Here is a 26,646-nt window from a genome sequence, read left to right as displayed (position 1 = left end):
AAATCCGGTATTTCACCACCCGCCTCACATCATCTATTTTACGACAATTTTCAATGAAAGAAATATGCCATACGTCACATCTTATTGCAATTCTGATGACTATGACTCTCGCTCTGATGTCTTATGGAAATGCTGCAACTGTAAGAGAAGTTACTATGACCGAAATGCTTCAGATGTGTCAGCTTGTATTTGAAGGAAAGGTTATTTCCATCGAAGCAAAGGAAGATGACAGGAATCGTATCCATACTTTTGTGACTTTTAAATTACAAGAAATCATCAAAGGGGAGCACCCTAATAGCACCATTACGTTAAGTTTCTTAGGGGGCACAGTTGGTGATGTGACCATGATGGTTGGTGACATGAAATTTCCTGAAGTCGGGGAGCACGGTATATACTTTGTCGAATCGATGAGAAGACCACAAGTGAATCCGTTATACGGCTGGAGCCAAGGACACTTTCTTGTGGAAACTGACGAAACAGGTACAGAGAGAGTACTGACTAGAAGTAGACAACCTGTCACAGAGGTAAGAAGCAACACAGAAATTACCGCCACTCAAGTTCCTACAGGGCTAAGCACAGGGGTAGCACGTGGTCTTACTCTTGGTCAAGAGCAGAGAAACAAAGGCTTAACGCTGGTTGAATTCAAAAAGGTGTTGCATGAGCGGTTAAGTGAAATCCAATGATTCAGGCGATGAAGTGTAACTTTGTGGCGTGGTTTCAATATATATGCCACTTAGGTGGTCTCTTGTCCCTCTTGGTTGTTATTTGCTCATCAAGAGCTGACGCTTATCAACCATACAGCTATAAATGGCCGCAGCCTTCCACTACCTTTTACGTTGATATACTACCAGGTGCAGAAGGATTATGGAACGAAGCATTTGAATCAGCAATGTATTACTGGGGAGTAGACACCAGCTTCAGTTTCATGATTGCTCGCGAGGTTTTTGAGGATCCTTGTGATGCGACGGAAGGTCAAAACGGAGTAGCTTTTGGAGCAACCAATTGCGGAGATGCTTGGGGGGGAACGACTCTTGCGATAACGCAGTCCTGGCATATTGGCAGTACCACAATTCAGACCGATATTGTTTTTAATAGTAATGAATCATGGAGTGTCTATTCGACTCCTTGGCAGTCTTGGCCGTGGAATGGAGTGAACGACTTTCAGCGTGTAGCTGTTCATGAGTTAGGGCATGCACTAGGTTTGGGACATGAGGATAGCGGTGTTCCAACTATTATGGGAACCTATGCTGGTGACATTATTATTCCACAACAGGATGATATAAATGGTGTTGGAGCGCTGTATGGGTTTCCTATTACTGACATAGATGGAGACGGAGTTCCCAATAGTACTGACAACTGCCCCACGATACCTAATGCAAACCAAGATGATTCTGACTCGGATAGCATCGGCAATGTCTGTGACTCCTGTCCCTCCGATTCTAACAAAGAGGATCCTGGGAATTGTGGCTGTAATATGCCGGAAGTGTCTACAGATGCGGACAGTGATGGGACGTTAGACTGTTTGGACGAAGAGGATTACGATGTGGATGGTTTTAGTGACAAGCAAGAGATTATATGCGGTTCTGACCCTGCTGACCCAAGCTCAAGATGCAGTGGTAGTATAGTGCCAATTATAATGCTTTTGCTTGAAGAATAAAGAATTAGATCAGGACTCAAATCAATACCTGAACTATTGGAATCCTGTCAGGGGCAACCTGAAAATGTTATTCAGGTTGTCCCTGACAGGATTTCCTTGCCCATCTGCAGGACGGCGAGAACCTTTCCTTGATATCCCAGAATTCAACTGGGGCCATGGTCCGGCCGATACCAATAAACAAGTCCGGACACTTCCGACAGAGGTGGGCCATGCCATATTTTTAGACCCAGCCAGTAGTTGAAGGTATAGATTCGGGCCGGGATCACTCCAGTCTGATCAGCAAACTGCTCCCGTCAATGTTGTTGCATTAATTGTGTTGATTCTGTTGGATTCATTGGCATAAAATTATTGCAATTATTGTTTTTAACAGTTTGGGTTTAACGAGGCTGAGATGCGCTATCGTTCAACAGGGTAATGGGGGGGGGGGCAGGCTTCCAAATTGACAAGTTGAAACTCTAAAAATATATATTACTCTTATTTCTCCTTCCGGTTATTCAACAGCCGTTTCTCGCTTCTCCTGGTAAAAAAGATGGACAGGAGCTTGAGTGAAAATACATAGGTAAGTAGTCCTGTCACCAGGCCGATAGCCAGGCTACCGAGAACCAGAGGGATGAGGATTTCCTTGCCCATCTGCAGGACGGCGAGAAACTGTTCCTTGATATCCCAGAATTCAAGCGAGGCCATGGTCCGGCCGATACCGATAAACAGTCCGGAGACTTCCGATAGAGGCGGGCCGTCCCAGAATTTTACCCCCAGCCAGTAGTTAAAGGTATAGATGGGCGCGACGGTGACCGGGTTGGTGATCCATACCGGTATCATGGCCGCTGGCCGGTTCAGGTTGAAAAAGGTGGCGATGACAAAGGCCAGGATGAGCTGTACGCCGATGGTCGGGGTGAAGGCGATAAAGGTGCCCAGGCCGAGACCACCGGCGATGGCCCGGGGGGAGCTGCGCAGCTTGATGACCCAGCGCAGCACCGGCCGCATGCGGATGAGGAGTTGGCGCTTGTTTTTCTTTTGCGGTGATTCTTGCATTATTGTGTTAACCGACTCCAGATCAAAGGAAAACCTACGGCAAGATCCTGATGCTCGGGTACATGCCGGCCTTTTCCCCGAACTGGAACGGTTGGATGGTGTTCAGGGAAAGCTTCTGATTTCGCTGGGCATGGCCGGCATTTTCCCCGTCTGCAAAAAATGCCCCGTTGGCCTCGAGGATATGATGAATACGGTCCTTGAAGGCCTGGACCAGCAGGGCCCCTTTTCCTTCAAAATGCATGCGGCCTTTGGTAAAGGACGATTCAACGCTGGCCAGTTCATCAAGGGAGATGGAGTTTGTCGTCAGCTCCGCCTTGTTTCTAATCAGCCCCCAGACCAGATGCCCGGCCGGAATTTCCAGCGGCTGGTCGATGTCGATGATGGTATGCGGCGCAATGACACATCCCGTACCGATGGATAACCGGCTGTCCTTTTTGCCGTAAAGAAAGCTATTGAAACCGACAAAGACATAGGACCCGAGCTGCGCCTCGATTATTTTCGCCCCATGGGCGGTGACGTTATACCCTTCAAGGCAGGAGTTGATGATAAAACAGTTTTCCTGGGCATTGGCCCCCCTGCCGAGGCTTGAATTCTCCAGGTAAGCCCGCTGGGAGACCAGTACATTCTCAGCGATTTTTATATTGGGCAGGACTACGGCATAGCGATCCAGAGAGGCCGATTCGGGGATGGATTCAATGGCGTCGAGGTTGACAAAATCGAACACCCGCTGGAATTGCTCCTTGCGCTCCTCGATGAAATCAATCAGGACGCCCCAGGGCACATTATCCGGAGAAAGGGAAACATAGTGGGCGAGAATCTCCGGCGGGTATTTATAGAGAAAGTTGAACTGACCAGGCTTATGCATCCAGATGGTGCCGGGATCGACTATCTGGTGGCTGATTTCTCCAGCCTGGATATAGGAGTAGGAACCGATAATGCAGTCGCGCATGGTCGTCAGGTCGACGGTGGCAAACGGACCGAGAAAACTCCCGTTGGTCGGTGAACCATGGATGTTGGCGTAGTCCATGGCCAGGGTATCGGTTATAAAGAATTTTTCCGGGGTTTCCGGGTCATGGGAATAGTTGTGCACCAGCGTTTTGACCAGCGCGCTGTCCTCGATATCAATAATTTCGTCCTTATTCAGGGTCAGGGAAAAATCGCCGAATTGGATGGTGTTGTCTTTGCGTTTCAGTTCATCGCCACGGATATCACTCTTGTAGAGCAGGGAATTGCGGACCCGGCATTTTCCGAGAAAATAGCTGCCGGCAAGGGCGGAATGTTCAAAGTGCAGATCAAGCGGATGGTCCGGGGTTATGCCGTAGAAGGCATAGAACTTGCTCATCTGATCTGGTGGAATAAGGGCATCGGCAAATGGTCCGACATCAAATTTCTGTTCGCGGAGATTGATGTTGACTCTCTGGACAATTCTATTGAAAAGTTTCTCTAGTTCTTTCATAAGTCATCCGAAGCTTTAGTTTTTTAGCCTATGACGGCTCAGGGGGCGTTTACCGGTTCGTTTTCCAATGTTATCATTTTATGAAAAACAGCGGCAAAGACATCTGAGATCCTCAGGATACCGACAATTTTTTCATCCCGGGTGACCAGCAGGGACAGATGCGTTCCGGCAACCAGGCGATGTATCGCCGTGTCCAGGCTGCAATCTTCGGCGACGTATTCCCCGGCCGACGGCGTCTGCATGAATTCCTCAACTTTTTTCACCGAGGCCGCCCGCAACGAATCCTTGCTCATCACCTTGCCTCGGAAGCGATACAGGTCGCGGAGCTGGGTAATGTATTGATCGCTGAATTTGAACCCTTTCAGCTGTTCGATATCGGTGTTGGCGGTAAAATCCGGTTCAATGGCTTTCAGTGCCCGCAGCTGACTGATTTTGCCGACGATGCGACCCTCTTCGTCGAGGACGAGGATGGCGCGGTGCTGGTATTTGCTCGTGGTATAGGTTTCCTGGGCCTGCTCCAGGGCCTTTACCGCATCGATGAGTGATGTGCCGACAACGACGGTTGCATATTCGGAAATCGGCACCATGAGGTCTTTGACAAGATGATTTTCCATATTCCCCCTGATCGGAATGACTGAGTTATGCGTAACAGATTTTGAACAGATTACGCTTTGTTATCTATGATAAAAATTCTATTTTGTCAACAATTCCCAAACGGGACCGCTTGCTGGTAGTGATAGCTCAGCAAGATTATTGGAAGACTATTTTCCAGGGGTGGCCGAAAGAGGGAACTGGATGACGGCGAATTTCACGGTTTCCGTGCGGCCATATTTATATCGATGCTGCAGGTAACTGACGGGATAATCCGTCGGATCAATAGTGTAGGTCCTGGTCAGAAAGGAGACAAGTTCAGCAGGCATTGACGGCGAAGTATCGGCCTGCCATATGACCGCTGCCGAGGAAAAGGTGTGGGATGGGGTGCGGCTTGCAAATTTGTAGCCGGGGATGAGAGCGGTGCTGTTGGGAAACTGCATGTGCATATTGCCGGCGACAAAACGATTGTCACTGATGATCAGGCCGTCGGAAAAACCGGCCTGGCGCAGCGCTTCGGCCATTGTCGTAAAGGGATAATTCATCCGGCAGAAACGCCCCGTGACGGAGGCGCCGACCACCCGTATGGCAAAGGCGCAATAGACGGCAACCGCGGTTACACATACCACGCTGATAAAAACCTTGAATCGCTTCGGGGTGATCTGTGCCGGTGCAAGCCTGGTAAAGAAAAAGAGCGGAGCGGCAAACAGTAACGGCTGCAGCCAGCGATCTTTGACGTAGGTGACTTTAAAGAAAAAGACCACCACCAGGAGGATGACAAAGAGTGTCAGCAGATACCGTTGGATAAACTGCTGCTGTGCATCGGTCCCGGGGTTGTCGTTTCGAGCAAAACCGGACGGAAAGACCAGCAGCCAGACAAGCCACAGCGGTGTGAGAAACAGGAAGCTCTTGACAAAAAGACTGATGATGCCCTGCACCTGATATCCTTCGATAACCCGTTTGAATTTATGGCTCGCCGAAAAGACGATATCCTGATTATTAAACATCCACAGCAGGTACGGCCCGCTGACCGCGGCCATGATCGCCAGAGTCAGGAGGATTTTCGGGGAAAAGAGCGCTTTTCTCCCTGCACCAAAGGTGGCCATGGTCAGCAGAAGTGTCACGATGAACAGCGCGAAGTTGGCCTTGCCGAGGATGCCGATGGACAGCAGCAAACCAAAAAGACCATAATTGAGCAGGTCCTGCTTCTGCAACAGGCGCAGCGCTTGCCAGAGAGAGGCGGCGGCGGCACAGACCACCAGCGTGGTGTGCGTCATATCACGTTGCGATTCCCAGCCGATCTGCGGGATCAGCAGCAGGGAGCAGGTGGCCAGAATCGCCGTCCGGGTGTCCTTGAAAATTTCCCGGCCGCTGAGAAAGACGAAGACATAGGTGAGAAACAGCAGGGCGTTCTTCAGCAGGCTGACGGCAAAGACGTTCTTGCCGAACAGCTGAAAAAGCCCGTACTGTATCCAGGTATAGAGCGGCGGTTGTTCGGTATAGCCGGCCAGCAGCCATTGGCCGAGCAGCGCCTGTTCCGCCTCGTCGTAGTCGAGAGCATCGGAAACCAGTACGCGCAGGACAATGTGCAGGGCAAAATACCCCCCGAGCAGGAGGAGAAATCTGGTCGCCAGGTGCTGCTGGCCTTGTGAAGAAGTGGTCATTGTTCTCGCTCCTGCGTGAAGCGGCTGTGGCGCAGGCCGAGCAGAATGTTTCTGCTGTAGACGACCACGCCGAATAATTGCCCGACAAAGAGCACCGGATCTTTTCTGAAGATGGCGTAGCTGAGCAGCATGATCGAGCCAGTGATGCTGATGATCCAGAAACCGATGGGCAGCAGGGATTGCTGCCGTTTTTCGCTGTAGAGCCACTGGTAGATGAAGCGAAAAGTGAAAACACACTGGCCGATGATACCCCAGATGAGCAGCGACGAGGAAATGTCCTTGTTGGCAAAAAGTGTCTGGATGTTATAGGTCTCGCCGGTGAGCAGCCAGCAGATGGCCAGGCCGGGGAACACAAAAACCAGGATACGCAGCGGGCCCGGGACTTTTGCCCAGAAGCCGAAGTAATAGAGATTACGGATGTACACCCCATAGGTGATAACCTGGCCGAGAATGATGACCAGGTCATTGCGCAGGATCCCGTAGACCATCAACAAAAAGGAGGCAAGGATACTCAACTGCCAGAAGAGCAGGGGCGAGAGAATGCGGCCCGCCTTTTCCGAGGCAATCCACTGGGTGATCTGCCGTGCCGAAAATAGAATCTGGGCGAGAAAACCTATTGAAAAAACGAGGTATTGGTTCATGAATTCCGGTCCGCTATCTTGTAGCGGATATATCGACTGCGCATCCAGCGAAAGGCCAGGGTGTCAAAAAAAGGCCCGATAAGACGGTTGAAGAGATGGTATTTGGCGGTACCGGCATAACGGGGTGAGTGCGATATGGGCAGCTGCTTGACTTTGCCGCCTTGCAGTTGCACAAGGGCGGGAAGAAAACGGTGCATGCCGACGAAAAAAGGCATTTCCCTGACGTAGGAAAGTTTGAGTATTTTCAAGGGACAGCAGGTGTCCTTGATGGCATCATTGATCATCAAGCGCCGGTAGGTATTGGCAATTTTCGAGGAGAGGCGTTTTATCAGGCTGTCCTGTCTTTTTTCGCGGATGCCGTTGACCATGTCATATTCGGGAAAATAAAGGAAATACGACAAAAAGTCGGCGGGATGGGTCTGCAGATCGGCATCGATATAGCCGACCAGTGACGTCGTGCAATGATCAAAACCGGCCTTTATGGCGACGCTCAGACCATAGTTTTTATCGAGGGACAACACGGTGCAGCAGGCGGCCTGCCGGCATTTTTCCGTGAGTATTTTCAGGCTGTTATCTGACGATCCGTCATTGACGAAGAGGACGCGGCTTGGCACGGGGCTTGCAGCGATAAAGGTGTCCATCTCGACAAAGAATGCCGGAAGGCTCTCTTCTTCATTAAATACCGGGACGATGATGGTCAGTTCATCATTCATGGGTGACTCATGCAATTGGATGTATCGGAACTTTGCTCTGGTAGGGTTCTACAGGTCTAGGCGATAACCGCATATGGTTACCAGACATCGTCATGAAACTCAAGTCAATTTCTTGGCGATCCCATGTGTCCTCCTTCCCTCGCGAGTCGTACTATCTTGTCAGCATGTCGATTATAGTTTTACCGCAGCGCTGGAAATATGATAATGTTAAAAAAATGGCGCTGCCATCCCAAGATTGAGTACCCTCTATTACAAGGTCGACATGTATACGTTATTTTATAATTTAAAAACCAAGCCATTTGCCATGAATACCGACCCGTCTTTTACGTGGCTTGGCGAAAAACAGCAGGAAGCCTTGACCAGACTGCGTTGCGGAATAGTGGAGACGACAGGTTTTCAGCTTTTAACGGGAATTGCCGGGTCCGGCAAGACCACCCTGCTGCAGGCCCTGACGGCAAGTCTGGACAAGGATATTGTCTGGGCGGTTATTGACGATCCGAGGATGGAAAGGATCGATTTTTATAATGCCATTGCCGGAAAGTTTGGGGTGCAGGAGTCGTTTACTTCAAAGGTGCAGTTTTTCCTGCAATTCAGTCAATTTTTACATCAGGCCGCCGGCGACAAGAAGAAGGTGCTGCTGCTGATTGATGACTGTCACCTCCTGCCGCAGGAGATGCTTGAAGATCTGCGCCTGCTGGCCAATATTGAACAGGCGGGTGTCAAGCTGATGAATATATTTTTCTTCGGGCAGCCGGAATGCAAGGATCTGCTCATGCAGCCGAACAACCGGGCGGTGATGCAGCGTTTGACCCATGTTGCAGAATTAATGCCCTTAAACGTCACGGAAACCGGCGACTATATCCGCCACAGGCTGAAAATTGCCGGAACGGAGGAACCATTGTTTACCGCCCAGGCGGTGCAGACGGTGCATCGCTTTGCCAAGGGCAATCCGCGCCGCATCAACGCGCTTTGCGACCAGGCTTTGACCGCTGGAGCAGCGCAGGAGGTAAAGATCATTGATGCGAAGAGTATTACCGCCTGTGCCGAGCCATCGACAGCCGGACCTGCCCGGCGACCGAGCTCCTTGAGCGGGGCTGGGCTTACACCTCACCCTTCAGGCAGCTGGGCAAAGTATGGCCTCGGGTTTCTGGTTCTTTGTCTGGTCGGCATCGCTTTCTGGTGGCCAAAGGAGGATACTCTGCAGAGCGTGCAGCAGGTTGCCCCGACGATTGCAGGGATGCCGCAGGTGGAGGTGGTGCAGCAGGCGGACGTATCGCCGATTGAGCCGCTGCCGCCGGTTATTGTCTTTAAAGATATAGCCGGTGAAGTAAAGCCTCTGGAAGCGGCGATTGCCACGACGCCGACCGTTACCGAGACGGCGGGTTTGGCCCCCGAAGCGACAACCGCTGAAGTCGTCACCGCCCCGATAGAAGAGCCGCAGCAGGTTGCCGCCCCGGCTGTGATAATACCAGAGACACCGCTGGAAAGCATGGCGGGCGGGACGACACCGACGGTGCCCAACCTGATACGTCTGTCGATCCATTCGAATTCCCTTGAACTGACGACAGCCGCGCAAAATGAGCTGGACGGTTTTGTCGAAAAGCTCCAGGAGTATCCCCAGGCGAAGCTTGTCGTAAAAGGCTTTGTCTCGGCAAAAGAAAATTCCCCGGAAAACATCAAATTATCCGAAGACCGGGCGATGCATGTGCAGAATATATTACTGGCCAAAGGAATCGACGCCAAGCGAATTGAGGTGGTGGGCATGGGCAACCAGGAACCGCTCGCCTCGAATACGACCAGCGCAGGACGCAAGAAAAATCGGCGGGTGGAAGTGCAGGTTATCCATGACGGCACCTGAGCAGCCGTCACTTGTTCCGATGTAATTTCCGAGAGATGGCGACGAGTTTTTCTTCCAGCCGCTGGTAATTGACATCCAGGTCATGGTTGCGGCGGATATGTTCGCCCGCAGCTCTTGCCAGCCCCTGTCTTTTTTCGGTATCTTCGATCAGGCATTGGATATGACCGGTGAACCGCGAAGGTTCGGCGGCCGGCGAGAGCAGCCCGGTCCGGCCGTGCACAACCGCCTCGCCACCGCCCCAGTCGCCGTAGGCAACCACCGGCAGCCTGCAGGACTGGGCCTCGAGGTAGACCATGCCAAGCGATTCTTCGATGCCGGGAAAGGCGAAAATATCGGCAGCACTGTAGTATCGATACAGTTCGTCGCGGGCTATCTTGCCGGTAAAAACAACCCGGTCGGCCAGAAGGTCGGCGGCTTTTTTTTCAAGGTGCTGCCTGCCGCTGCCGTCCCCGGCAATGATAAGTCGCAGAGACAGGCCGCGCTGCACAAGTTCCCCGCACGACTCGATCACCGCCTCGATGCCCCTGGTCTTCACGCCGGGTCGCATCATGGCGGCGGTCATGACTATTGTTTCATCACTGATCGCCCATTTTTGGCGTAACTTCTCTCTCCAGTCCGCAGAAAACTCGAACAACCGGGGATGAATGCCCGGGGCGGTATAGCTGAGCCGGTCGCCCGGCAACAGCCTCTTCAGGTTGGTCAGATCCCTTTTTTTATTGGTGAAAACATGGTCGGCGGCCTGCAGAACCTTCCGGTTGAGGAGAAAACCCGGCAGGGTCGTCAGGTGCTTGCGTCGTTTTGTCGAGTAGATCCCTTGGAAAATCACATAGGGGATGCCGAGTTTTTTGCTGCACATTGCCCCGAGCAGATCCGGGGCCTTGTAGTAGGAATGGTAGGTGAGCCAGAGATCCGGCGGGGAAAGAGCGGCGGCACGGAGAATGCGGTTTTTCTCCCGCAGCAGTTTAAGCAGGGTCAGCGGCCGATAGTAGATCCAGCGGCAGCGCAGTCTGCTCGCCAGGGCGATGTCGTGGCCCCGGTCGGCCAGATAGCTGTACAATTCGGTGCCGGTGACCAGATCCCCCGACGGGGTGGCGTGGTCCAGAGGCTTAAACGGCATGTAGTAGGCGATCTTCATTATTTTTTCGTCAGGCTGCGGCTGGCCGGGTTTTGGCGAGAATTGAAACAGCTTGAAAAACAGGTTGTATAGAAGCAGAAAACCAAATATTTTGAAATTTTGCATTGATTTTCCGTATCTGTCCTTTTGCCTGGAGGGTTGCTATGCCGGAGACCACACGACTCGATGTGTTAATTTATGCCCATGATGGCCGCGGTCTCGGCCACGCCGGCCGCAGTATCGGCATCGGTATGGCGTTGCGTCGACTCTACCCCGATTTGAAGGTGCTGTTTGTCTCGGGCTGCAGTCTGGCCCAGGAGTTGATCGGCGCGGCGCCTCTCGACTGGCTGAAACTGCCCTCCTACGAAACCAGGGTGGTCGAGGGGAAATCAATCGGCATCCACGGCAAATCGATGTTTTCCGATGCCGAGCTGGGCTGGTTCCGGGCACGGGAACTGGCCCACCTGGTTGCCCTGTACCGACCGCGGCTCGTGCTCGTTGATCATACCCCGCAGGGCAAGCACAGGGAACTCGTACCGGCACTGTCTGCCGACAGCGGCGGCGATACCCGGTGGATCCTCGGTGTGCGCGGCGTGGTCGGGGCGGTACGGCAGGCCCGCTCCGAGCTGGCCAGGGAGCTGTTCAAGGCGCATTACCATGGTCTGCTCTGGTACGGTGATGCCCTGGTGCTCGGCACATCGCACTGCGAGCAGCTGCGCCTGCAGTATCATACCGAGCCGGTGGAGTGCGGCTATGTCCTGCGCTTGGCCGAGCTGGCCCGGTGGGAAGGACGCGTACCGGGACCGGAAGGGACGGTGGCCGGAACTATCTCCATCCCCTGGCTTAGCGAAAAATCCCTCGATTTTCTGGTCCTTCTGGCTGGGGTGTTGCAGAAAATGCCCGAATCCTGTGGCCTCTGGTGGCTTTTTGTCAATATAGACATCTCTTCGGCGGCAGGGCAAAGGGTCAGGGCGCTCTTTACCGAGATGCATAACTGCCGGATCGAACCTCCGGGGCGTACCTATGTCTCTGCCCTGATGCAGGCCAGGACCGCCGTCATCTATGGCGGCTATAATAGCCTTATGGACGTTCTGCATGCCGGGATTCCCGCCGTGGTTGTGCTTCGTGACATGCAGGACGAAGAACAGCAGATTCATCTGCGCAAGCTGCAGCAGGTTGCCGGGGAGGCGCTTATGACGGTTTCTGAAACGGCGGTTACCGCCGAGGAGCTTGAGCGGCTGCTCTTGGCTAACCTGCAGCGGGACGGACTGCCTTCGGTTGTTCTCAAGACTGACGGCGCCGCCTGTGCGGCAAAATATCTGCAGAGCCTGCTTTCCTGATCGAAAGGCGCCGTCATTCACCTTGGTAAGAAAGACGTCCGTCTTTTCTTCCTCCTTTGCCTTGTTTTCCCCTCCCTCCTGTATCTCTGCATTATATTCAAAAAACATACAAAAATGTCATAAATAAAATATGAATATTTCAAAAATGAAATAATAATAAAAATAATTTGCCTGCGTGGACAGGAAAAGTACGTGTAACTAAATAATATCATGCGTGATATTTAGTTTTTAACCGTCTGGCATAAGTCTTGTAGTAAAGAAGGCAGTTACCGCAATGGAGTGAAAGTGAGGTTTTTAGATTGATACCCTGAATGTCTGCTCTGCATTAAACGAAGCGGGAAGAGTAATTAAAAGGAGGAGTAAGGTGAACGAGGTGAACGAAAAACTGAAGTATCGAAAGTATTGGGGCCTGGCTGCTTTTCTGGCAGTAACAGCTGTGGCCGTTCCAGCCTTGGCGGAGGAAGCGAATGTAAAAGATACCGTGGTGCAGCTGGCCTATTCGCTTGATACCTTTTACTTTCTCATGACCGGTGCCCTGGTCATGTGGATGGCCGCCGGTTTTACCATGCTCGAAGCCGGTCTGGTGCGCAGTAAAAACACCGTGGAAATTTTGACGAAAAACGTGGCGCTCTATGCAATCGCCTGCATCATGTACATGCTGGTCGGCTATAATATCATGTACGGCGACAGCATCAATAGTTTCATCCCCGGACTGAGCTTCCTGCTCGGGGCGGATCATACCGTCGATGAAGTCTTGAAGAGCAATGGCGAAGTGTACTATTCCTCGCTTGCCGATTTCTTTTTCCAGGTGGTCTTTGTTGCCACGGCCATGTCAATTGTCTCCGGTGCCGTTGCCGAACGGATGAAGCTCTGGGCATTCCTCGCCTTTGCCGTGGTCATGACCGGCTTTATTTATCCGGTTCAGGGCTTCTGGAAATGGGGCGGTGGTTTTCTTGACGCCCTCGGCTTTTTGGACTTTGCCGGTTCCGGAGTTGTCCATTTATGCGGTGCTTCCGCCGCCATCGCCGGTGTCCTGCTGCTTGGCGCACGAAAGGGAAAATATGTCGGTGGCAGAGTTAAGGCCATTCCCGGGGCCAATCTGCCGCTGGCCACCCTGGGTACGCTGATTCTCTGGCTGGGTTGGTTTGGTTTTAATGGCGGCTCGGAGCTGAAGATAAGTAATGTGACCGAGGCCAACGCGGTGGCCATGGTCTTTGTCAATACCAACACCGCCGCAGCCGGTGGTCTGGTCGCCGCTCTCATGCTGTCCAGAACCTGGTTCGGCAAGGCCGATCTGACCATGGCCCTGAACGGGGCGCTGGCCGGGCTGGTGGCGATTACCGCCGAACCGCTGACGCCGACACCCCTGGTGGCAACGCTGGTCGGCGCTATCGGCGGCCTGCTGGTCGTCACGGCGATCATCTTTATCGACAAGGCGAAAATTGACGATCCGGTCGGGGCTATTTCCGTCCATGGCGTCTGCGGCATCTGGGGTCTGCTGGCTGTCGCCTTTACCAATCCGGAAGGATCGCTCATCGCCCAGTTGACCGGGATCGGGGTGATCTTTGCCTGGGTTTTTGGTACAAGCCTGGTCATATGGTTCATTCTGAAGGCGGTTATGGGCATTCGGGTCAGTGATGAGGAAGAGATGGAAGGCGTCGATGTTGCGGAATGTGGACTGGCTGCATATCCTGAGTTTACCAAAGAATAGATAGGGGGAGTCCTCGTGAAAAAAATAGAAGCAATTATCAAACCTTTTAAGCTTGAGGAGGTAAAGGCCGCACTGACTGACCTCGGCATTACCGGGATGACCGTTTCCGAAGTGAAGGGATACGGCCGGCAGAAGGGACATAAAGAGATGTATCGTGGCGCCGAGTACACTGTGGACTTTAATCCGAAGATCAAAATCGAACTGGTGCTGGCGGCTGAACTGGTCGATAAGGTCGTCAATGCCATACGGGATGCGGCAAACACCGAAAAAATCGGTGACGGCAAGATCTTTGTCCTGCCGGTCGAAGATGTCCTGCGGGTGAGAACGGGAGAAAGAGGAAAAGAGGCGATTTAGGCGGCCATTGAGCGTCAAATGGAGGAGCCATCCTTCTGCAATTTTGCTGCAGAAGGATGGCTCCTTTTTTTTGTGGTAATCTTCGTCCGCTAATGATAATTATTCTTGACAGAGTGACGCCATTTTGGATAAATGAGAAAATCTTGCTGGTCATTCGTGACAAGAAGTGCATTCTCCTGCTTTTTGTTGTTTAGTGCCTTACAGAATATTTTCTTTTTTTGCCAGAAAATATTCTGCGAAAGGCACTTATCCCGGCTTATTTTCCGTTTACCGGGGTTAGTAGAAGTGTTAAACAGCTCTTTAGATAATAATCGAGGCCGGGGTTGCCGGAGTTATTGAGAAATACTATGGTGTTGCCTACTTTTCTGAAAGTATATCGCTTTTATCTGCACGGCTTTAAAAGAATGACCATTGGCAAAACTCTTTGGAAGATTATTTTCATAAAGCTGTTTGTCATGTTTGCCGTTTTGAAGCTGTTCTTTTTTCCTGATTTCTTGCAGACAAACTTTTCGACCGATCAACAAAGGGCCGATCATGTCATCGAGCAGCTGACCGGATCGGAACAAAACAAATAATTACGGAGGACGTTGTAATGGGTGAAATAGATCTGGCCACGGTGAACTGGGCGAGGGCACAGTTTATCCTGACTGCGATGTATCACTGGCTTTTTGTCCCGATCACCTTGGGGCTGTCGTTTCTTTGCGCGTTTTTTGAATCGATATACGTGCGCACGGGAAAGGAAGAGTGGAAGCATCTCACCAAGTTCTGGATGACCCTGTTCGGTATCAATTTTGCCATTGGTGTCGCGACGGGCATCATCCTGGAATTTGAATTCGGCACCAACTGGTCGAACTATTCGTGGATGGTCGGCGATATCTTCGGCGCCCCGCTGGCTATTGAGGGTATTTTTGCCTTTTTCCTCGAAGCCACCTTTTTCGCGGTGATGTTTTTCGGCTGGGAGCGTACTTCCAAGGGCTTCCATCTCTTTTCCACCTGGATGGTCGCCGTTGGTTCCAATCTTTCCGCCCTGTGGATTCTCGTCGCCAACGGCTGGATGCAGTATCCGGTCGGCATGGCCTTTAACCCCGAGAATGCCCGTTTCGAGATGCAGAATTTCTGGGAGGTGCTTTTCTCCCCGGTGGCCATAGCCAAATTTACCCATACAACCAGCTCCAGCTTTATCGTCGGCGCGCTCTTTGTCATCACTATTTCGTCCTATTATCTGCTCAAGGGACGGCATGTGGATATGGCCAAGAAATCGATCATCGTCGCCTCGGTTTTTGGCCTGCTTTCCTCACTCTTCACCGCCTTTACCGGCGATGAATCCGCTTATTCCAATGCCTACACGCAACCGATGAAGCTGGCCGCCTATGAAGGGTTCTATACAGGATCGAAGGGGGCGGATATCGTCGCTCTGGGACTGTTGACCAGCGGCAAGAAAGTTGGCGACGGGCAGGATCCCTTTGCCTTTGAGATCTCCATCCCCAAGGGGCTGTCTTTTTTGGCCAAGCGTGATTTTAATGCGTTTGTTCCGGGCATTGAAGATCTCGTCTATGGCAATGAAGCGGAAGGTATTATGTCCGTGGCCGAGAAGATGGAGAAAGGCAAGGCGGCCATTGCCGATCTGGCGGCCATGAAGCAGGCCGGCAAGGCCGGCGATGAAGCGGCGAAAACTGCGGCCCTGGAGAGATTCCGGGTGAACCAGGACTACCTGGGCTTTGGCTATCTCGATACCCCGGAGGAAACTGTGCCGCCGGTGGCGACCACCTATTATTCTTTTCATATAATGGTCTATCTGGGCACATTTTTCATCCTGCTGATGCTGCTCTATCTCTACTATTCCTATAAAGGCACCCTGGAAGACAAAAAATGGCTGCTGCTGCTTGGGGTCAGCTCTTTTTTCCTGGCATTATTCGCCTCGGAGATGGGCTGGGTGGTCGCCGAAGTGGGTCGTCAGCCCTGGGCTATTCAGGATCTGCTGCCGGTAAAAATGGCCTCGACCAACATTGCCGCCGGGCATGTGCAGGCATCCTTTGCCATCTTCTTTGTGTTGTTTACCACCCTGCTCATCGCTGAGATTAAAATTATGCTGCGGCAGATCAAAATAGGACCGGAGGGCGTGTAACATGATTGGAAAATTAGATATTGTCACCCTGCAGCAGATCTGGTGGATCATCTGTTCGATCGTCGGGGCCCTGTTTCTTTTCCTGAACTTTGTGCAGGGCGGGCAGACCCTGCTCTGGCAGGTGGCGAAAAGTGACCGGGAGAAATCCCTTGTTATTAATTCCCTCGGCAGAAAATGGGAGCTGACCTTCACGACCCTGGTTCTTTTCGGCGGGGCCCTTTTTGCCGCTTTCCCGAAATTTTACGCCACGAGTTTCGGCGGCGCGTACTGGGTGTGGATGCTCATCCTGTTCACCTTCATCGTCCAGGCGGTCAGCTATGAATTTCGGACAAAACCGAACAATTTCCTTGGTGCCAAGACCTTTGAGCTGTTTCTCTTCATCAATGGCTCCGTCGGCATCCTCTTGGTCGGGGCGGCGGTCGGCACCTTTTTCACCGGCTCCAATTTTACCTTGAATGATTTTAACCAGGTGACATGGACCCATCCGCTCAGAGGGGTGGAGGCGGCTTTTTCTCTCTTTAATCTCTCTTTAGGTTTTTTTCTGGTCTTTAATGCCCGGGTACTCGGGGCGATGTATCTGGTGAGTAATGTCGATTTCAACGGGGTTCCTGAATTTGAGGCACGAGTGCGACGGTCGTGTCTGATCAATTTCCTCTGCGCCCTGCCTTTCTTGCTCTATGTGGTGGTCAGTCTGGTGCTGGTCGATGGTTTTGCCACCGATGCCGCCGGCGTCGTCAGTATGGAAGCGCATAAATACCTCAACAACCTGCTGGCCATGCCGATAGTACTTGGCCTGCTGCTGGTTGGCCTGTTCCTGGTAATTCTCGGGGTGACCCGGACCAGTCTTGCCAGATCGACCACCGGCATCTGGTTCGGCGGCCTGGGGACCGTCTTCGTCGGCCTGGCGGTTTTTTTCACTGCAGGCTTTAACGGAACCTCATTTTATCCGTCCAAGGTCGATCTGCAATCGAGCCTGACCATTTATAACGCCTCGTCAAGCCACTACACCCTGACGGCGATGTGTTACGTCGCCTTGTTCATTCCGGTCGTGCTTGCGTATATTGCCTATGTGTGGCGGCAGATGGATTCAAAGAAAATCGGTATGCTGGATATCAGTGATAAAAAAGCATACTAAGAAAAGGAGAATACTATGGCTGCAGTATTACTAATTGGCTGGGTTGCCCTGATTGTTGTTTCGTACAAGGTGGCGGTCGCGGTTCTCGTTAAGACGAATAACCTGTGATATAGCTGCACGTTTCGTTGTAACTGTAAGCCCGACCGTAAGCAGCCGCTTTCGGTCGGGCTTTGTTGTTTTCGGGTGTTACGCGACGAATATCCACCAGATGAACTGCAGGAACAGCAGGGCGTACAGCCCGGCGACGACGTCATCCATCATGATGCCAATGCCGCCATGAATGCGCTGATCGAACCAGGAGACCGGGAAGGGTTTGAAGATATCGAAGATGCGAAACAGGACAAAGCCGAGCAACCAGGCGGCGGGATGCGCCGGTGCCGTGGTCAGGGTAATGAACATGCCGAGTATTTCATCGATGACGATACAGCCGGAATCCGGACTATTGAGGATTTTCTCGGCCGAACCCGAGACAAAAAAACCGACGACAAACAGTGCAACAAGGACCAGGAGGTAGCTTGGCAGGGACATGTCCTTGATCAACAGCCAGGGCAAAAAGGCCGCGATCGAACCCCAGGTGCCCGGAGCTTTGCCTATCTTGCCGACATACAGGCCGGTGGCCAGGGCCATGATCACGTGATTCATCGTATCTTCGCCTTGTCGCTGCGTATCTCATTGTAGACCTGCTGCAGCGGTACCTTGTGCCGGACAGCAATTTTTCGGCATTCTTCGTATTCCGGATAGATGGTCATCCCCGCCGGGGTCTGCACCATTTTGGCCTTCACCTCGCCCCATCTGGTCGGCACTGTTACCTGTTGACGCGGCAGGGTGCGTCGCGACTCCTTTCTGAAACGCAGGCCAATGGCGGTTGTTTCCGAAAGAATGATATCTTTCAGCCGATCGGCACAGGCCGGGGGACTTATCACCTGCAGGGCAAAACCCGGCCGGCCCTTTTTCATGTGGATCGGGGCGATGGTCACGTCGAGCGCACCCTGGTCAAAGAGCAGTTCGGATAGGTAGGGAAAGCCTTCCGGGCTCCAGTCGTCAAGATTGCTTTCAATGACCTCGACTACCTGATGTTCGCTGGCGTCGATGGCCTTGCCGATGATGATGCGCAGCAGATTGGGCTGGCCGTTGGTCAACACGTGGCTGCCGGCGCCATAGCCGGTGGCCGTGGGAGTCATCGGCGGCAGGGGGCCGAAACCGTCGACAAGCGTTGCAATAAGCGCCGCACCGGTCGGGGTGACCAGCTCCTGCTGCAGATCGACGCCATAGGTGGGAATCCCCTGCAGCAGTTCACAGACTGCGGGCGCGGGCAGCGGCAGCAGGCCGTGGGCGCATTTGACAAAGCCGTGACCGGTGGGCAGAAAAGAGCAGAACAGTCGGCTGATGCCGAGGTAGTGCAAACCGGTGATGGTGCCGACGATATCGACGATGGTGTCGAGGGCGCCGACCTCGTGAAAATGTACTTTGTCGATTGGCACATTGTGCACCTTGGCCTCGGCTCGGGCCAAAGACTGGAAAACGTCGGCTGCCCGATCTCTTATCGCCGGCTCGAGTTCACTCGTCTGAAGGAGGTGCAGAATGGCCGGCAGGGTGCGCAGCTCCTGCCGGCCATTGCTGCTGATGGTTACCTTGATGCTGCTGATGGCATTGATACTCTTTTCCTCGATGTCGAACTGAAGATCGTCAAGGTGGAGTTTGCCGAGCTCCCTGGTCAGCAGCTGACGATCAAGGCCGGCATGGAGCAGGGCGCCGAGCAGCATATCCCCGCTGACGCCGGAAAAGCAGTCCAGATACGCTATTCTGGCGGAAGGTGGTTGTGTCACGTTTGCCTTTGATAACTCAGTTATTTTGCAGGAGAAGTGTACCAGCAGCTATTGGATGGCCGCAGAGAAAGGACTCCACCGACATGCGTTTTTTGCCTTGCGGCTGAATCTCTTTTATCAGCAGGCAATTATTGCCGCAGGCGACGAGGATCCCCCGCTTGTCGGCCTGCAGAACCGTTCCCGGCGGGGCATCGCTTTCCTTGTACACCACCTCCGGGCCAAAGAGGCGTAAGCGTCCGCCATCAAGAAAGCAGAAGGCGGTGGGCCAGGGGTCAAGACCGCGGATGAGGCATTCAATCTCTTTGGCGTCTTTCTGCCAGTCGATCAGCCCATCGTCTTTTTTCAGCATCGGGCCAACCGTGGCCAGACTGTCGTCCTGGGGGACGGGGATAAGCGTTTCTTCCTTCAGTCCCTTGATCGCCTTTAACAGCGTGACGCTGCCGAGCTCCGCCAGTCTGGCAAAGAGACTGCCGGCGGTTTCGCCCGGCTCTATTTTTATTGCCGTCTTGAGCAGGATGTCACCGGTATCCATGCCCGCATTCATCTGGATGATCGTCACGCCGGTCTCCTGCTCACCGTTGATTATAGCCCATTGGATCGGTGCGGCGCCGCGATACAAAGGGAGAAGCGATCCGTGCACATTAATGCAGCCTAACGGGGCGAGGTCGAGCAGCGATTGCGGTAGAATTCTGCCGTAGGCGCAGACGACGAACAGGTTCGGCCGATAGGTGAGCAGCCCGTTGCGGAATTCTTCCGTCTTGATCTTTGTCGGCTGCAGGACGGGGATATCCGCCGCTTCGGCCAGCACTTTCACCGGCGGAGGCGTCAGTTTTTTTCCCCTGCCTTTGGCCCGGTCCGGCTGGGTAACCACGGCGACCACCTCATCGGGACCATCAATCAGCGCCTGGAGTGTCGCCGCGGCAAAATCAGGGGTTCCCATAAAAATAATGCGTAGCGGTTGTAACGACATCTTCGCTCCTGTTATCGCTGTTATTTTTCCAGCCACTTCTTTACTTTCTTTTTGTAAAGACCGCGCTTTAAGGGGCTGAGGTGATCAATGAAAAGAATCCCGTTTAAATGGTCGATTTCATGCTGCAGGACGACGGCAAAACGATCCTGGGTCGAAATTTCGTGGGCCTGTCCCTGTAAATCCTGATAGGCGACAGTGATCTTCAGATGTCTTTTCACGTTGGCCGTCAGTTCCGGGACGCTCAGGCAGCCTTCCTCATCGATCTGGCTACCTTCATGGGCGACGATTTCCGGATTGATCATGGGCATGTACTTCTTTTCACCCTCTTTATCCTTGGACATGTCAACGACGATCAGTTTGACGGATCTGCCGATCTGCGGGGCGGCAAGCCCTATGCCCGGGGCATCGTACATGGTTTCGGCCATGTCTTCGACCAGGGCTGCCAGGCTGCTGTCAAAGGTGTCGATCTTTTGTGTTTGCCGGCGTAGAACCGATTCGGGATATTGATAAATTTTTTGGATGCTCATTGTGGTGTCTTTCTCTTATAACGTGATCAGTATTCAGGGCCTTTCCCTGCTTTGGACAATGTACCATAGCAGCCTCGTTTCTGCTACGGAGGCTGTCGGATTATGCACTTTTCCCCCATCTCTTTGTTATTTTCGAAAATTAATGCTCGCAATATTAACTATATGGCTGTGCTTAATTTTCGAAAATGCCTTGATCTGAGAAAAAATTGCTATAACCCGACAGCCTCCTACGCTTACAAAGATAAGCATACCGGCGGTAAATGCGAAGCAGGCTTTTAACGACAGGGAATCTTTTTGTCATCGGGCAGTACATCTCCCGTATCAAGTAGCCTGTCTTGTAAATGGTGCATTAAACACAAGGTTTTATCACTTGTAATGATTTGACATATTAATTAAAGTGTTATCACCTGCCTACTTCCCAAGATAGACTAATGCCCCATAGACGACAAGGAGGACTCTTTGATATGACTCATGCAACAGAGAATCCGGTAGCCAATGAAAAAGTAGAAGATATCGTCGCCGAAGTGGATACCGGCGGTCGACAACCCCAGGGCACAATCTCGCGCAATGTCCTCTTCTTTGTCCCCCTGGCCTGGACCATTTTTCAGCTCTGGTATGCCTCCCCGCTGCCTTTTATGCTGAATTTTTTCGTCATTAATGATACCGAGGCGCGGGCCATTCATCTGGCCTTTGCCCTGTTTCTGGCCTACACCGCCTTCCCGACCTTCAAGACTTCGCCGAGGAGGCATATCCCGATCCAGGACTGGATCATCGCCTTCGTCGCCGCGTCTTGTGCAGCCTATATTTATGTATTTTATACGGAACTGTCTGCCCGACCGGGCAGACCAACGACTCTCGATCTGGTTGTTTCCGTGGCCGGGCTCATTTTTCTTCTCGAAGCGACACGCAGGGCCCTTGGCCCGCCGCTGATGGTCGTTGCCGCCATTTTTATCATCTATACCTTTGCCGGTGCCTATATGCCGTCGGTTATCGCCCACCAGGGGGCAAGCCTGGTGAAGGGGATGTCGCACTACTGGCTGACCACCGAGGGGGTTTTCGGGGTCGCCCTCGGGGTGTCGACCGGCATGGTGTTTATGTTTGTGCTGTTCGGCTCGCTTCTCGACGCGGCGGGGGCCGGCAACTATTTCATCCGCACGGCTTTTGCCGGCCTTGGCCATATGCGCGGCGGTCCGGCCAAGGCGGCGGTTATCTCCTCGGCCATGACCGGGCTGGTCTCCGGTTCTTCCATTGCCAACGTGGTCACCACCGGAACCTTTACCATTCCGCTGATGAAAAAAGTTGGTTTTTCCGCGGAAAAAGCCGGCGCCGTCGAGGTCGCCTCGTCAACCAATGGCCAGTTGACCCCGCCGGTAATGGGCGCCGCCGCCTTTCTTATGGTTGAATATGTCGGCATCTCCTACCTCGAGGTCATTAAACATGCCTTTCTGCCGGCAATTATCTCCTATATAGCCCTGGTCTATATTGTCCATCTGGAAGCATGTAAAATGGGCCTGAAAGGGTTGCCGAAAAGAAAAACAACCAAGACCGTGATGCAGAGCCTGGTGACGTTTGTCTTTGTTGTGCTCAGCCTGATAATTATCGGCGGCCTGACATATTACGGTCTCGGGTGGATTAAGACGATGGCCGGGGACTATGCCATGTGGTTTGTCTGTGCGCTGCTGCTGCTTGCCTATTTCGTGCTGATCTTTCTCGCCTGCAAGGTGCCTGATCTGGAGATTACCACGGAAATAAAGGAGCTTCCCGATCTGGGTTCCACGGCGCAGGCCGGATACTATTACCTCCTGCCCATTGTCGTACTGATGTGGTGTCTGATCGTTGAACGATTGTCTCCGGCTCTTTCGGCCTTCTGGGCGACCGTGCTGCTTATCTTTATCGTTTTGACGCAGCATCCCCTGAAGGGTTTTTTGCGTAAGATGCAGGGGCAAGACTATAGCTTTGGCCGGGGCTGGGGAGAAATGGTCACCGGCATGGTTGCCGGTGGGAGAAACATGATCGGTATCGGCGTGGCAACGGCTGCCGCCGGTATTGTCGTCGGCACGGTGACCCTGACCGGCATCGGCCTGGTCATGACCGAGTTTGTCGAATTTATTTCCGGCGGGAATCTCATGCTGATTCTGCTCTTTACCGCCTTTATCAGTCTCATCCTCGGCATGGGGTTGCCGACCACGGCCAATTATATCGTCGTTTCCACCCTGATGGCCCCGGTTATCGTCAGCCTCGGCGCCCAGAACGGTCTTATCGTGCCGCTCATTGCCGTGCATCTCTTTGTCTTCTATTTCGGTATCCTGGCCGACGATACGCCGCCGGTCGGTCTTGCGGCCTTTGCCGCGGCGGGGATTTCCGGCGGGGATCCGATACGCACCGGTATTCAGGGTTTTACCTATGATATCCGCACAGCGATTTTGCCGTTTATTTTTATCTTCAATACCGAGCTGCTGATGATCGGCATCGGCAGCTGGCTGCACCTGACAATTGTCGTTGTTGGTGCGGTTGTGGCAATGATGGTTTTTGCCGCTGCTACGCAGAGATGGTTTCTGACCAAAAATCGCTGGTGGGAGACCTTCGCCTTGCTGCTGGTTGCCTTTACCCTTTTCAGACCGGGTTATTTCTGGGACAGGGTGTATCCGCCGCTGATTGATAGACCGCCTGTCGAGCTGGTGCAGATCCTCGATGAACTGGCTGGGGGATCGCAGCTCCGTTTGGAGGTCAAGGGCGAAAAAATGACTGGAGCAGAGTATACCATGACGGTCATGCTGCCGGTGGGAAATGAACCAACCGGTGCGGAAAAGCTGGCAGGCCTTGGTATCGAGACGCGGGAGGAAGACGGAAGGGTTTTTATTGACATGGTTGGATTCTCCAGTCCCGCGGAAAGGGCGAATATCGATTTTGACCAGGAGATTCTCAGCATCCAGATGCCGACCGACCGGCCGAACAAGGAATATATGTTTCTGCCGGCGTTCGTTCTGCTCGGCCTCATCATATTCGTGCAGCGCGGACGAATCCGCAAGGCAGCGCATTAAGCAGCGCATTAAGGCAGCTGGTTACAGCAGCTCATGCGGTCAACTACCAAATGGAGTTATTCACTCTCTGGAGTATGTCATGATAAAAAAAATACTGGTGCCAATCGCTTTTTCTAAATATTCCAAGGGCATTCTCACCTATGCCGCCGATCTCGCCCAGGCGACCGGGGCTGAACTTGTCGTCGTCAACGTCATCAATCAGCGTAATCTTGACGCCGTTGACAAGATTACCTCCTTCGGCTACAAGGTGGATATCAGCCATTATATGGAAACCCTGAAAAATGAGCGCCTGGAGGAGTTGGAAAAAATGCTGAGCAGTCTGACGCTGCCGGATGAAAAGGTCAGCTATACCTTTTGTATTGGTGATCCAGCCGGTGAGTTGTTGAAACTGGTCGTCGATCGAGATATCGATGCGGTGGTTATGGGCGTGAAAACCACCGATATCAGCCATATTTTTACCGGCTCGGTGGCGGAGAAGATGTTTCGCAAATGCCCGGCGACGATAATTTCCTATCGTGATGATGATATTGCCGCAAAACTACGTAAAAAATTAGACCGGCACAGGGGCAAAGAAGAGGATTGATGAACATTATTTTTCCGGTAATTGGCTATTTGGTGGGGGCAATCCCTTTTGGTCTGGTCATCAGCAAGATGGTCGGCGTTGACGTACGCACCCAGGGCAGTCGCAACATCGGGGCGACCAATGTCAACAGGGTGCTCGGTAAAAAACTTGGCTTTGTTACCCTGGTCTGCGATTGCCTGAAAGGTTTGCTGCCGATGTATGCTGCAACGCTTTTTCTGCCGGAATCGGCGACAAAGGAACTGCTCGTCGTTCTCACCGGGGTGATGGCGGTAGTCGGCCATATGTTCCCCGTCTACCTGAAATTTCGCGGCGGCAAAGGGGTCGCCACCGGGCTGGGGGTGTTTCTCTTTCTCTCGCCTCCGGCAATAGCGCTCAGCCTGGTGGTTTTTGTATTGACCGTCGCCCTCACCGGCTTTGTCTCCGCCGGCTCGCTTCTTGCCTCCGCCCTTATTCCCCTGTGGTGTTACCTGCTCGGGGCATCGAACACGACCATTGTTGCCGCAGCCGGCGTGGCGCTGCTCATCTGGCTGAAACATCACGAGAATATCAGCAGGCTGGTGCGCGGGCAGGAAAAAAGCTGGAAGAAAGATAAGGAGAAAAGCCATGAAGGTCATCGAGGTTAAACAGTTTGGCGATCCCGAGGTGATGGAACTGGTAGAAAAACCAGCTCCTGCCGCAGGCATTGGCGAAGTGGTCGTGCAGGTCATGGCCATCGGCGTCAATCCGGTCGAGACCTATATTCGGGCCGGAATCTATCCGAAGCTCCCCGATGTACCCTATACGCCCGGCGGCAATGTTGCCGGAATAATCAGCTCCCGCGGCCCGGATGTCAGTCAGTGGCAGCTCGGTGACCGGGTGTACAGTGCGGCGACCATCAGCGGCGCATATGCTGAAATGGCCCTCTGCCGAACCGATCAGGTCTTCCGGCTGCCGGACAATATCTCCTTTGCGCAAGGGGCGGCCATCGGAGTGCCTGCGGCGACAGCGTGGCGGGCCCTGTTTATCCGTGGCCGAGCCAAAGCGGGCGAGCGCGTCCTTATTCACGGGGCGAGCGGCTCGGTTGGCCAGGCGGCGGTACAACTGGCCAGGGACGCCGGGATGGTCGTTTTCGGTACGGCCGGAACTGCCCAGGGCTGTACGTTGGTGCAGGAGCTGGGCGCAGTGGCCGTCAATCATAACCAGGAGGGCTACTCCGAGGCACTTCTCAGCGCAACCTCGGGCGAGGGCTTTGATGTTATTCTGGAGATGCTGGCCAATAAAAATCTGGCCAAAGATCTGCAGCTGCTCGCGCCGCGCGGCAAGGTGGTGGTTATCGGCAGCAGGGGGCCCATCGAGATTGATCCCCGCCTGACCATGGGCAAGGAGACGGACATCCGCGGCCTGGCGGTTTTTAACGCCACCCACGAAGAAACTGTTGCCACGCATACCGCCTTGATTGCCGCCATGGAGCGCGGTGTCCTGCTGCCCACCGTCAGCCGCGAGATGGCCCTGGAGGATGCGCCCCTGGCCCATCAGCTGGTCATGAATGACGGCAATTGCGGGAAAATCGTCCTTATTCCATAAGGCTGGTTGCCGAATAAAGAGCCGCTTTTTTATTGCAGTACGAACCGCACCGGCACCAGTACTTCCATCGGTGCGGCAATATTGTTTTTTGTCCCGGGAAGAAAGTGCCAGTCTTTCACTGTCTGCAAGGCGGTTTTATCAAGCAGTTCGTGGCCGCTGCTGGTATGAATTGCCAGTTGCCCGGGGGAGCCATCCGCTAAGACCATGACCGCGAGAATAACGACACCCTGCCAGCCGCGCCGCCGGGCAAGAGCCGGGTAGACTGGTTTCGGGTTCTGGTCATAGAGAGGTCTGGCCTTAATGATCGACGGTGATGGGCCTGGCGTTACTTCGGGCCTTGCCTGGGGCCTTTCCTTGGTCGTTGCCTGGGCTGCCGGCGGAGCTGCTGCGGCCCTGGTCGGTGTTGTGGTGGCGACAGCGCTGGGTGTGGGCGGGGCGGCTGCCTTTTGTGACATGACTCTTTTTTTGGTTCGTGACTGAAGCCGTTCCGGAGTCTTTTTTTGGGGAATCTGCTGTACCGGTTTCACGACAGGGACAGCACTGCCAGGGATGATTGGCGTCGGTGTCATCATTTGCGGTGGACTGCTTTTTTTGACCACGGCACTGGCCTGGCTCAGATTGACCGTGATCGACCGATTGTCGGCAGGCTGCATAATCGGAGGCTTACCCTGTGGCCATGGCAGCACACTGAGCAGCAGATGAAGCGAAAGTGCCAGGAAAAAGGCAAGGAACAACCTCGACATAA

The 26,646-nt window shown here is 53.2% G+C and carries 25 protein-coding genes; 13 read left to right on the top strand and 12 right to left on the bottom strand.

The genetic code is table 11. The features are described from left to right. Positions 1-53: 53 nt before the first annotated feature. Together ACYQ8U_RS09270 and ACYQ8U_RS09265 are read left to right on the top strand one after the other, a co-directional pair. Positions 54-683, top strand: coding sequence for a hypothetical protein (locus ACYQ8U_RS09270; protein WP_459945256.1), 630 nt, complete (start codon positions 54-56; stop codon positions 681-683). Further along, positions 680-1,657, top strand: a complete 978-nt coding sequence (locus ACYQ8U_RS09265) for a matrixin family metalloprotease (RefSeq protein ID WP_459945255.1) — start codon at positions 680-682, stop codon at positions 1,655-1,657. Before ACYQ8U_RS09270 ends, ACYQ8U_RS09265 begins: the two co-directional genes overlap by 4 nt. Positions 1,658-2,131: 474 nt before the next feature. Here the strand turns inward: ACYQ8U_RS09265 and ACYQ8U_RS09260 are convergent, their stop codons facing one another. The 6 genes from ACYQ8U_RS09260 to ACYQ8U_RS09235 form a co-directional block, all read right to left on the bottom strand. Beyond that, positions 2,132-2,689, bottom strand: coding sequence for a DUF2062 domain-containing protein (locus ACYQ8U_RS09260; protein WP_459945254.1), 558 nt, complete (start codon positions 2,687-2,689; stop codon positions 2,132-2,134). A 34-nt stretch (positions 2,690-2,723) separates the two neighbouring features. Further along, positions 2,724-4,145: a transferase gene (locus ACYQ8U_RS09255; RefSeq protein WP_459945253.1), complete on the bottom strand. Its 1,422-nt coding sequence runs from the start codon at positions 4,143-4,145 to the stop codon at positions 2,724-2,726. 38 nt (positions 4,146-4,183) lie between these two features. Continuing rightward, a complete protein-coding gene (locus tag ACYQ8U_RS09250; RefSeq protein ID WP_459945252.1) occupies positions 4,184-4,759 on the bottom strand; it encodes a CBS domain-containing protein in 576 nt (191 codons plus the stop codon). Between the two features lie 147 nt (positions 4,760-4,906). Beyond that, a complete protein-coding gene (locus tag ACYQ8U_RS09245) occupies positions 4,907-6,400 on the bottom strand; it encodes an ArnT family glycosyltransferase (protein WP_459945251.1) in 1,494 nt (497 codons plus the stop codon). Further along, the gene (locus ACYQ8U_RS09240) at positions 6,397-7,041 is read right to left on the bottom strand and encodes a lipid-A-disaccharide synthase N-terminal domain-containing protein (RefSeq protein ID WP_459945250.1); all 645 of its coding nucleotides are present in this window, start codon (positions 7,039-7,041) and stop codon (positions 6,397-6,399) included. The genes ACYQ8U_RS09245 and ACYQ8U_RS09240 overlap by 4 nt, the downstream gene beginning before the upstream one ends. Then, a complete protein-coding gene (locus ACYQ8U_RS09235; RefSeq protein WP_459945249.1) occupies positions 7,038-7,754 on the bottom strand; it encodes a glycosyltransferase family 2 protein in 717 nt (238 codons plus the stop codon). The genes ACYQ8U_RS09240 and ACYQ8U_RS09235 overlap by 4 nt, the downstream gene beginning before the upstream one ends. Positions 7,755-8,016: 262 nt before the next feature. Here ACYQ8U_RS09235 and ACYQ8U_RS09230 point away from each other — a divergent pair, with 262 nt between their 5' ends. After that, the gene (locus ACYQ8U_RS09230; protein ID WP_459945248.1) at positions 8,017-9,612 is read left to right on the top strand and encodes an AAA family ATPase; all 1,596 of its coding nucleotides are present in this window, start codon (positions 8,017-8,019) and stop codon (positions 9,610-9,612) included. Positions 9,613-9,619: 7 nt separating this feature from the next. On the opposite strand, the gene ACYQ8U_RS09225 is transcribed toward ACYQ8U_RS09230, so the two are convergent. Then, positions 9,620-10,852, bottom strand: a complete 1,233-nt coding sequence (locus tag ACYQ8U_RS09225) for a glycosyltransferase family 4 protein (RefSeq protein WP_459945247.1) — start codon at positions 10,850-10,852, stop codon at positions 9,620-9,622. 38 nt (positions 10,853-10,890) lie between these two features. Here ACYQ8U_RS09225 and ACYQ8U_RS09220 point away from each other — a divergent pair, with 38 nt between their 5' ends. The 6 genes from ACYQ8U_RS09220 to cydB all read left to right on the top strand — a co-directional run bounded on the left by ACYQ8U_RS09220 (position 10,891) and on the right by cydB (position 17,391). Beyond that, positions 10,891-12,066, top strand: coding sequence for a hypothetical protein (locus tag ACYQ8U_RS09220; RefSeq protein WP_459945246.1), 1,176 nt, complete (start codon positions 10,891-10,893; stop codon positions 12,064-12,066). A gap of 451 nt (positions 12,067-12,517) precedes the next feature. Further along, positions 12,518-13,777 carry an ammonium transporter gene (locus ACYQ8U_RS09215; RefSeq protein ID WP_459945364.1) on the top strand — a complete coding sequence of 420 codons (1,260 nt, stop codon included), beginning with the start codon at positions 12,518-12,520 and terminating at the stop codon, positions 13,775-13,777. Positions 13,778-13,792: 15 nt separating this feature from the next. After that, a complete protein-coding gene (locus ACYQ8U_RS09210; RefSeq protein WP_459945245.1) occupies positions 13,793-14,131 on the top strand; it encodes a P-II family nitrogen regulator in 339 nt (112 codons plus the stop codon). A 347-nt stretch (positions 14,132-14,478) separates the two neighbouring features. Further along, positions 14,479-14,706 carry a DUF4492 domain-containing protein gene (locus ACYQ8U_RS09205; protein WP_459945244.1) on the top strand — a complete coding sequence of 76 codons (228 nt, stop codon included), beginning with the start codon at positions 14,479-14,481 and terminating at the stop codon, positions 14,704-14,706. Positions 14,707-14,723: 17 nt separating this feature from the next. Continuing rightward, complete coding sequence (locus ACYQ8U_RS09200) at positions 14,724-16,256, top strand: cytochrome ubiquinol oxidase subunit I (RefSeq protein ID WP_459945243.1); 1,533 nt, start codon at positions 14,724-14,726, stop codon at positions 16,254-16,256. Between the two features lies 1 nt (position 16,257). Further along, positions 16,258-17,391, top strand: a complete 1,134-nt coding sequence (cydB, locus tag ACYQ8U_RS09195) for a cytochrome d ubiquinol oxidase subunit II (protein WP_459945242.1) — start codon at positions 16,258-16,260, stop codon at positions 17,389-17,391. A gap of 186 nt (positions 17,392-17,577) precedes the next feature. Here cydB and ACYQ8U_RS09190 read toward each other — a convergent pair whose 3' ends face one another. Genes ACYQ8U_RS09190 through def form a run of 4 tightly spaced genes read right to left on the bottom strand, consistent with a single transcriptional unit; the run spans position 17,578 to position 20,714 of the window. Then, the gene (locus ACYQ8U_RS09190; RefSeq protein WP_459945241.1) at positions 17,578-18,033 is read right to left on the bottom strand and encodes a phosphatidylglycerophosphatase A family protein; all 456 of its coding nucleotides are present in this window, start codon (positions 18,031-18,033) and stop codon (positions 17,578-17,580) included. After that, positions 18,030-19,217, bottom strand: coding sequence for a nickel pincer cofactor biosynthesis protein LarC (gene larC, locus ACYQ8U_RS09185; RefSeq protein ID WP_459945240.1), 1,188 nt, complete (start codon positions 19,215-19,217; stop codon positions 18,030-18,032). Before larC ends, ACYQ8U_RS09190 begins: the two co-directional genes overlap by 4 nt. 16 nt (positions 19,218-19,233) lie before the next feature. Then, positions 19,234-20,187 (bottom strand): methionyl-tRNA formyltransferase, encoded by a 954-nt coding sequence (fmt, locus tag ACYQ8U_RS09180; RefSeq protein ID WP_459945239.1) that lies wholly within the window; start codon positions 20,185-20,187, stop codon positions 19,234-19,236. Between the two features lie 20 nt (positions 20,188-20,207). After that, on the bottom strand, positions 20,208-20,714 hold the full coding sequence (def, locus tag ACYQ8U_RS09175) for a peptide deformylase (protein ID WP_459945238.1): 507 nt from the start codon (positions 20,712-20,714) through the stop codon (positions 20,208-20,210). A 464-nt stretch (positions 20,715-21,178) separates the two neighbouring features. Here def and ACYQ8U_RS09170 point away from each other — a divergent pair, with 464 nt between their 5' ends. From ACYQ8U_RS09170 to ACYQ8U_RS09155, 4 genes are all read left to right on the top strand, one after another. Then, on the top strand, positions 21,179-23,755 hold the full coding sequence (locus ACYQ8U_RS09170) for a TRAP transporter permease (RefSeq protein WP_459945237.1): 2,577 nt from the start codon (positions 21,179-21,181) through the stop codon (positions 23,753-23,755). Positions 23,756-23,834: 79 nt separating this feature from the next. Next, positions 23,835-24,338 (top strand): universal stress protein, encoded by a 504-nt coding sequence (locus tag ACYQ8U_RS09165; protein ID WP_459945236.1) that lies wholly within the window; start codon positions 23,835-23,837, stop codon positions 24,336-24,338. Next, positions 24,338-24,961 (top strand): glycerol-3-phosphate 1-O-acyltransferase PlsY, encoded by a 624-nt coding sequence (plsY, locus tag ACYQ8U_RS09160; RefSeq protein WP_459945235.1) that lies wholly within the window; start codon positions 24,338-24,340, stop codon positions 24,959-24,961. The genes ACYQ8U_RS09165 and plsY overlap by 1 nt, the downstream gene beginning before the upstream one ends. Beyond that, on the top strand, positions 24,942-25,901 hold the full coding sequence (locus ACYQ8U_RS09155) for an NADPH:quinone reductase (protein WP_459945234.1): 960 nt from the start codon (positions 24,942-24,944) through the stop codon (positions 25,899-25,901). Before plsY ends, ACYQ8U_RS09155 begins: the two co-directional genes overlap by 20 nt. Before the next feature lie 29 nt (positions 25,902-25,930). Here ACYQ8U_RS09155 and ACYQ8U_RS09150 read toward each other — a convergent pair whose 3' ends face one another. Next, positions 25,931-26,644, bottom strand: a complete 714-nt coding sequence (locus ACYQ8U_RS09150) for an energy transducer TonB (RefSeq protein WP_459945233.1) — start codon at positions 26,642-26,644, stop codon at positions 25,931-25,933. Positions 26,645-26,646: the final 2 nt, after the last annotated feature.

It is taken from the genome of Desulfocastanea catecholica (assembly GCF_054657295.1).
This window is presented reverse-complemented; position numbering and strand designations above follow the sequence as displayed.

What these genes read in the sequence shown, in the direction of transcription:
- ACYQ8U_RS09270 (WP_459945256.1), top strand. Translation starts at nt 54, where the DNA reads ATGAAAGAAATATGCCATACGTCACATCTTATTGCAATTCTGATGACT.
- ACYQ8U_RS09265 (WP_459945255.1), top strand. Translation starts at nt 680, where the DNA reads ATGATTCAGGCGATGAAGTGTAACTTTGTGGCGTGGTTTCAATATATA.
- ACYQ8U_RS09165 (WP_459945236.1), top strand. Translation starts at nt 23,835, where the DNA reads ATGATAAAAAAAATACTGGTGCCAATCGCTTTTTCTAAATATTCCAAG.
- cydB (WP_459945242.1), top strand. Translation starts at nt 16,258, where the DNA reads ATGATTGGAAAATTAGATATTGTCACCCTGCAGCAGATCTGGTGGATC.
- ACYQ8U_RS09250 (WP_459945252.1), bottom strand. Translation starts at nt 4,759, where the DNA reads ATGGAAAATCATCTTGTCAAAGACCTCATGGTGCCGATTTCCGAATAT.
- ACYQ8U_RS09170 (WP_459945237.1), top strand. Translation starts at nt 21,179, where the DNA reads ATGACTCATGCAACAGAGAATCCGGTAGCCAATGAAAAAGTAGAAGAT.
- ACYQ8U_RS09245 (WP_459945251.1), bottom strand. Translation starts at nt 6,400, where the DNA reads ATGACCACTTCTTCACAAGGCCAGCAGCACCTGGCGACCAGATTTCTC.
- ACYQ8U_RS09230 (WP_459945248.1), top strand. Translation starts at nt 8,017, where the DNA reads ATGTATACGTTATTTTATAATTTAAAAACCAAGCCATTTGCCATGAAT.
- ACYQ8U_RS09260 (WP_459945254.1), bottom strand. Translation starts at nt 2,689, where the DNA reads ATGCAAGAATCACCGCAAAAGAAAAACAAGCGCCAACTCCTCATCCGC.
- fmt (WP_459945239.1), bottom strand. Translation starts at nt 20,187, where the DNA reads ATGTCGTTACAACCGCTACGCATTATTTTTATGGGAACCCCTGATTTT.
- ACYQ8U_RS09220 (WP_459945246.1), top strand. Translation starts at nt 10,891, where the DNA reads ATGCCGGAGACCACACGACTCGATGTGTTAATTTATGCCCATGATGGC.
- ACYQ8U_RS09240 (WP_459945250.1), bottom strand. Translation starts at nt 7,041, where the DNA reads ATGAACCAATACCTCGTTTTTTCAATAGGTTTTCTCGCCCAGATTCTA.
- plsY (WP_459945235.1), top strand. Translation starts at nt 24,338, where the DNA reads ATGAACATTATTTTTCCGGTAATTGGCTATTTGGTGGGGGCAATCCCT.
- ACYQ8U_RS09150 (WP_459945233.1), bottom strand. Translation starts at nt 26,644, where the DNA reads ATGTCGAGGTTGTTCCTTGCCTTTTTCCTGGCACTTTCGCTTCATCTG.
- ACYQ8U_RS09225 (WP_459945247.1), bottom strand. Translation starts at nt 10,852, where the DNA reads ATGCAAAATTTCAAAATATTTGGTTTTCTGCTTCTATACAACCTGTTT.
- ACYQ8U_RS09200 (WP_459945243.1), top strand. Translation starts at nt 14,724, where the DNA reads ATGGGTGAAATAGATCTGGCCACGGTGAACTGGGCGAGGGCACAGTTT.
- ACYQ8U_RS09235 (WP_459945249.1), bottom strand. Translation starts at nt 7,754, where the DNA reads ATGAATGATGAACTGACCATCATCGTCCCGGTATTTAATGAAGAAGAG.
- ACYQ8U_RS09255 (WP_459945253.1), bottom strand. Translation starts at nt 4,145, where the DNA reads ATGAAAGAACTAGAGAAACTTTTCAATAGAATTGTCCAGAGAGTCAAC.
- ACYQ8U_RS09205 (WP_459945244.1), top strand. Translation starts at nt 14,479, where the DNA reads ATGGTGTTGCCTACTTTTCTGAAAGTATATCGCTTTTATCTGCACGGC.
- ACYQ8U_RS09155 (WP_459945234.1), top strand. Translation starts at nt 24,942, where the DNA reads ATGAAGGTCATCGAGGTTAAACAGTTTGGCGATCCCGAGGTGATGGAA.
- def (WP_459945238.1), bottom strand. Translation starts at nt 20,714, where the DNA reads ATGAGCATCCAAAAAATTTATCAATATCCCGAATCGGTTCTACGCCGG.
- ACYQ8U_RS09190 (WP_459945241.1), bottom strand. Translation starts at nt 18,033, where the DNA reads ATGAATCACGTGATCATGGCCCTGGCCACCGGCCTGTATGTCGGCAAG.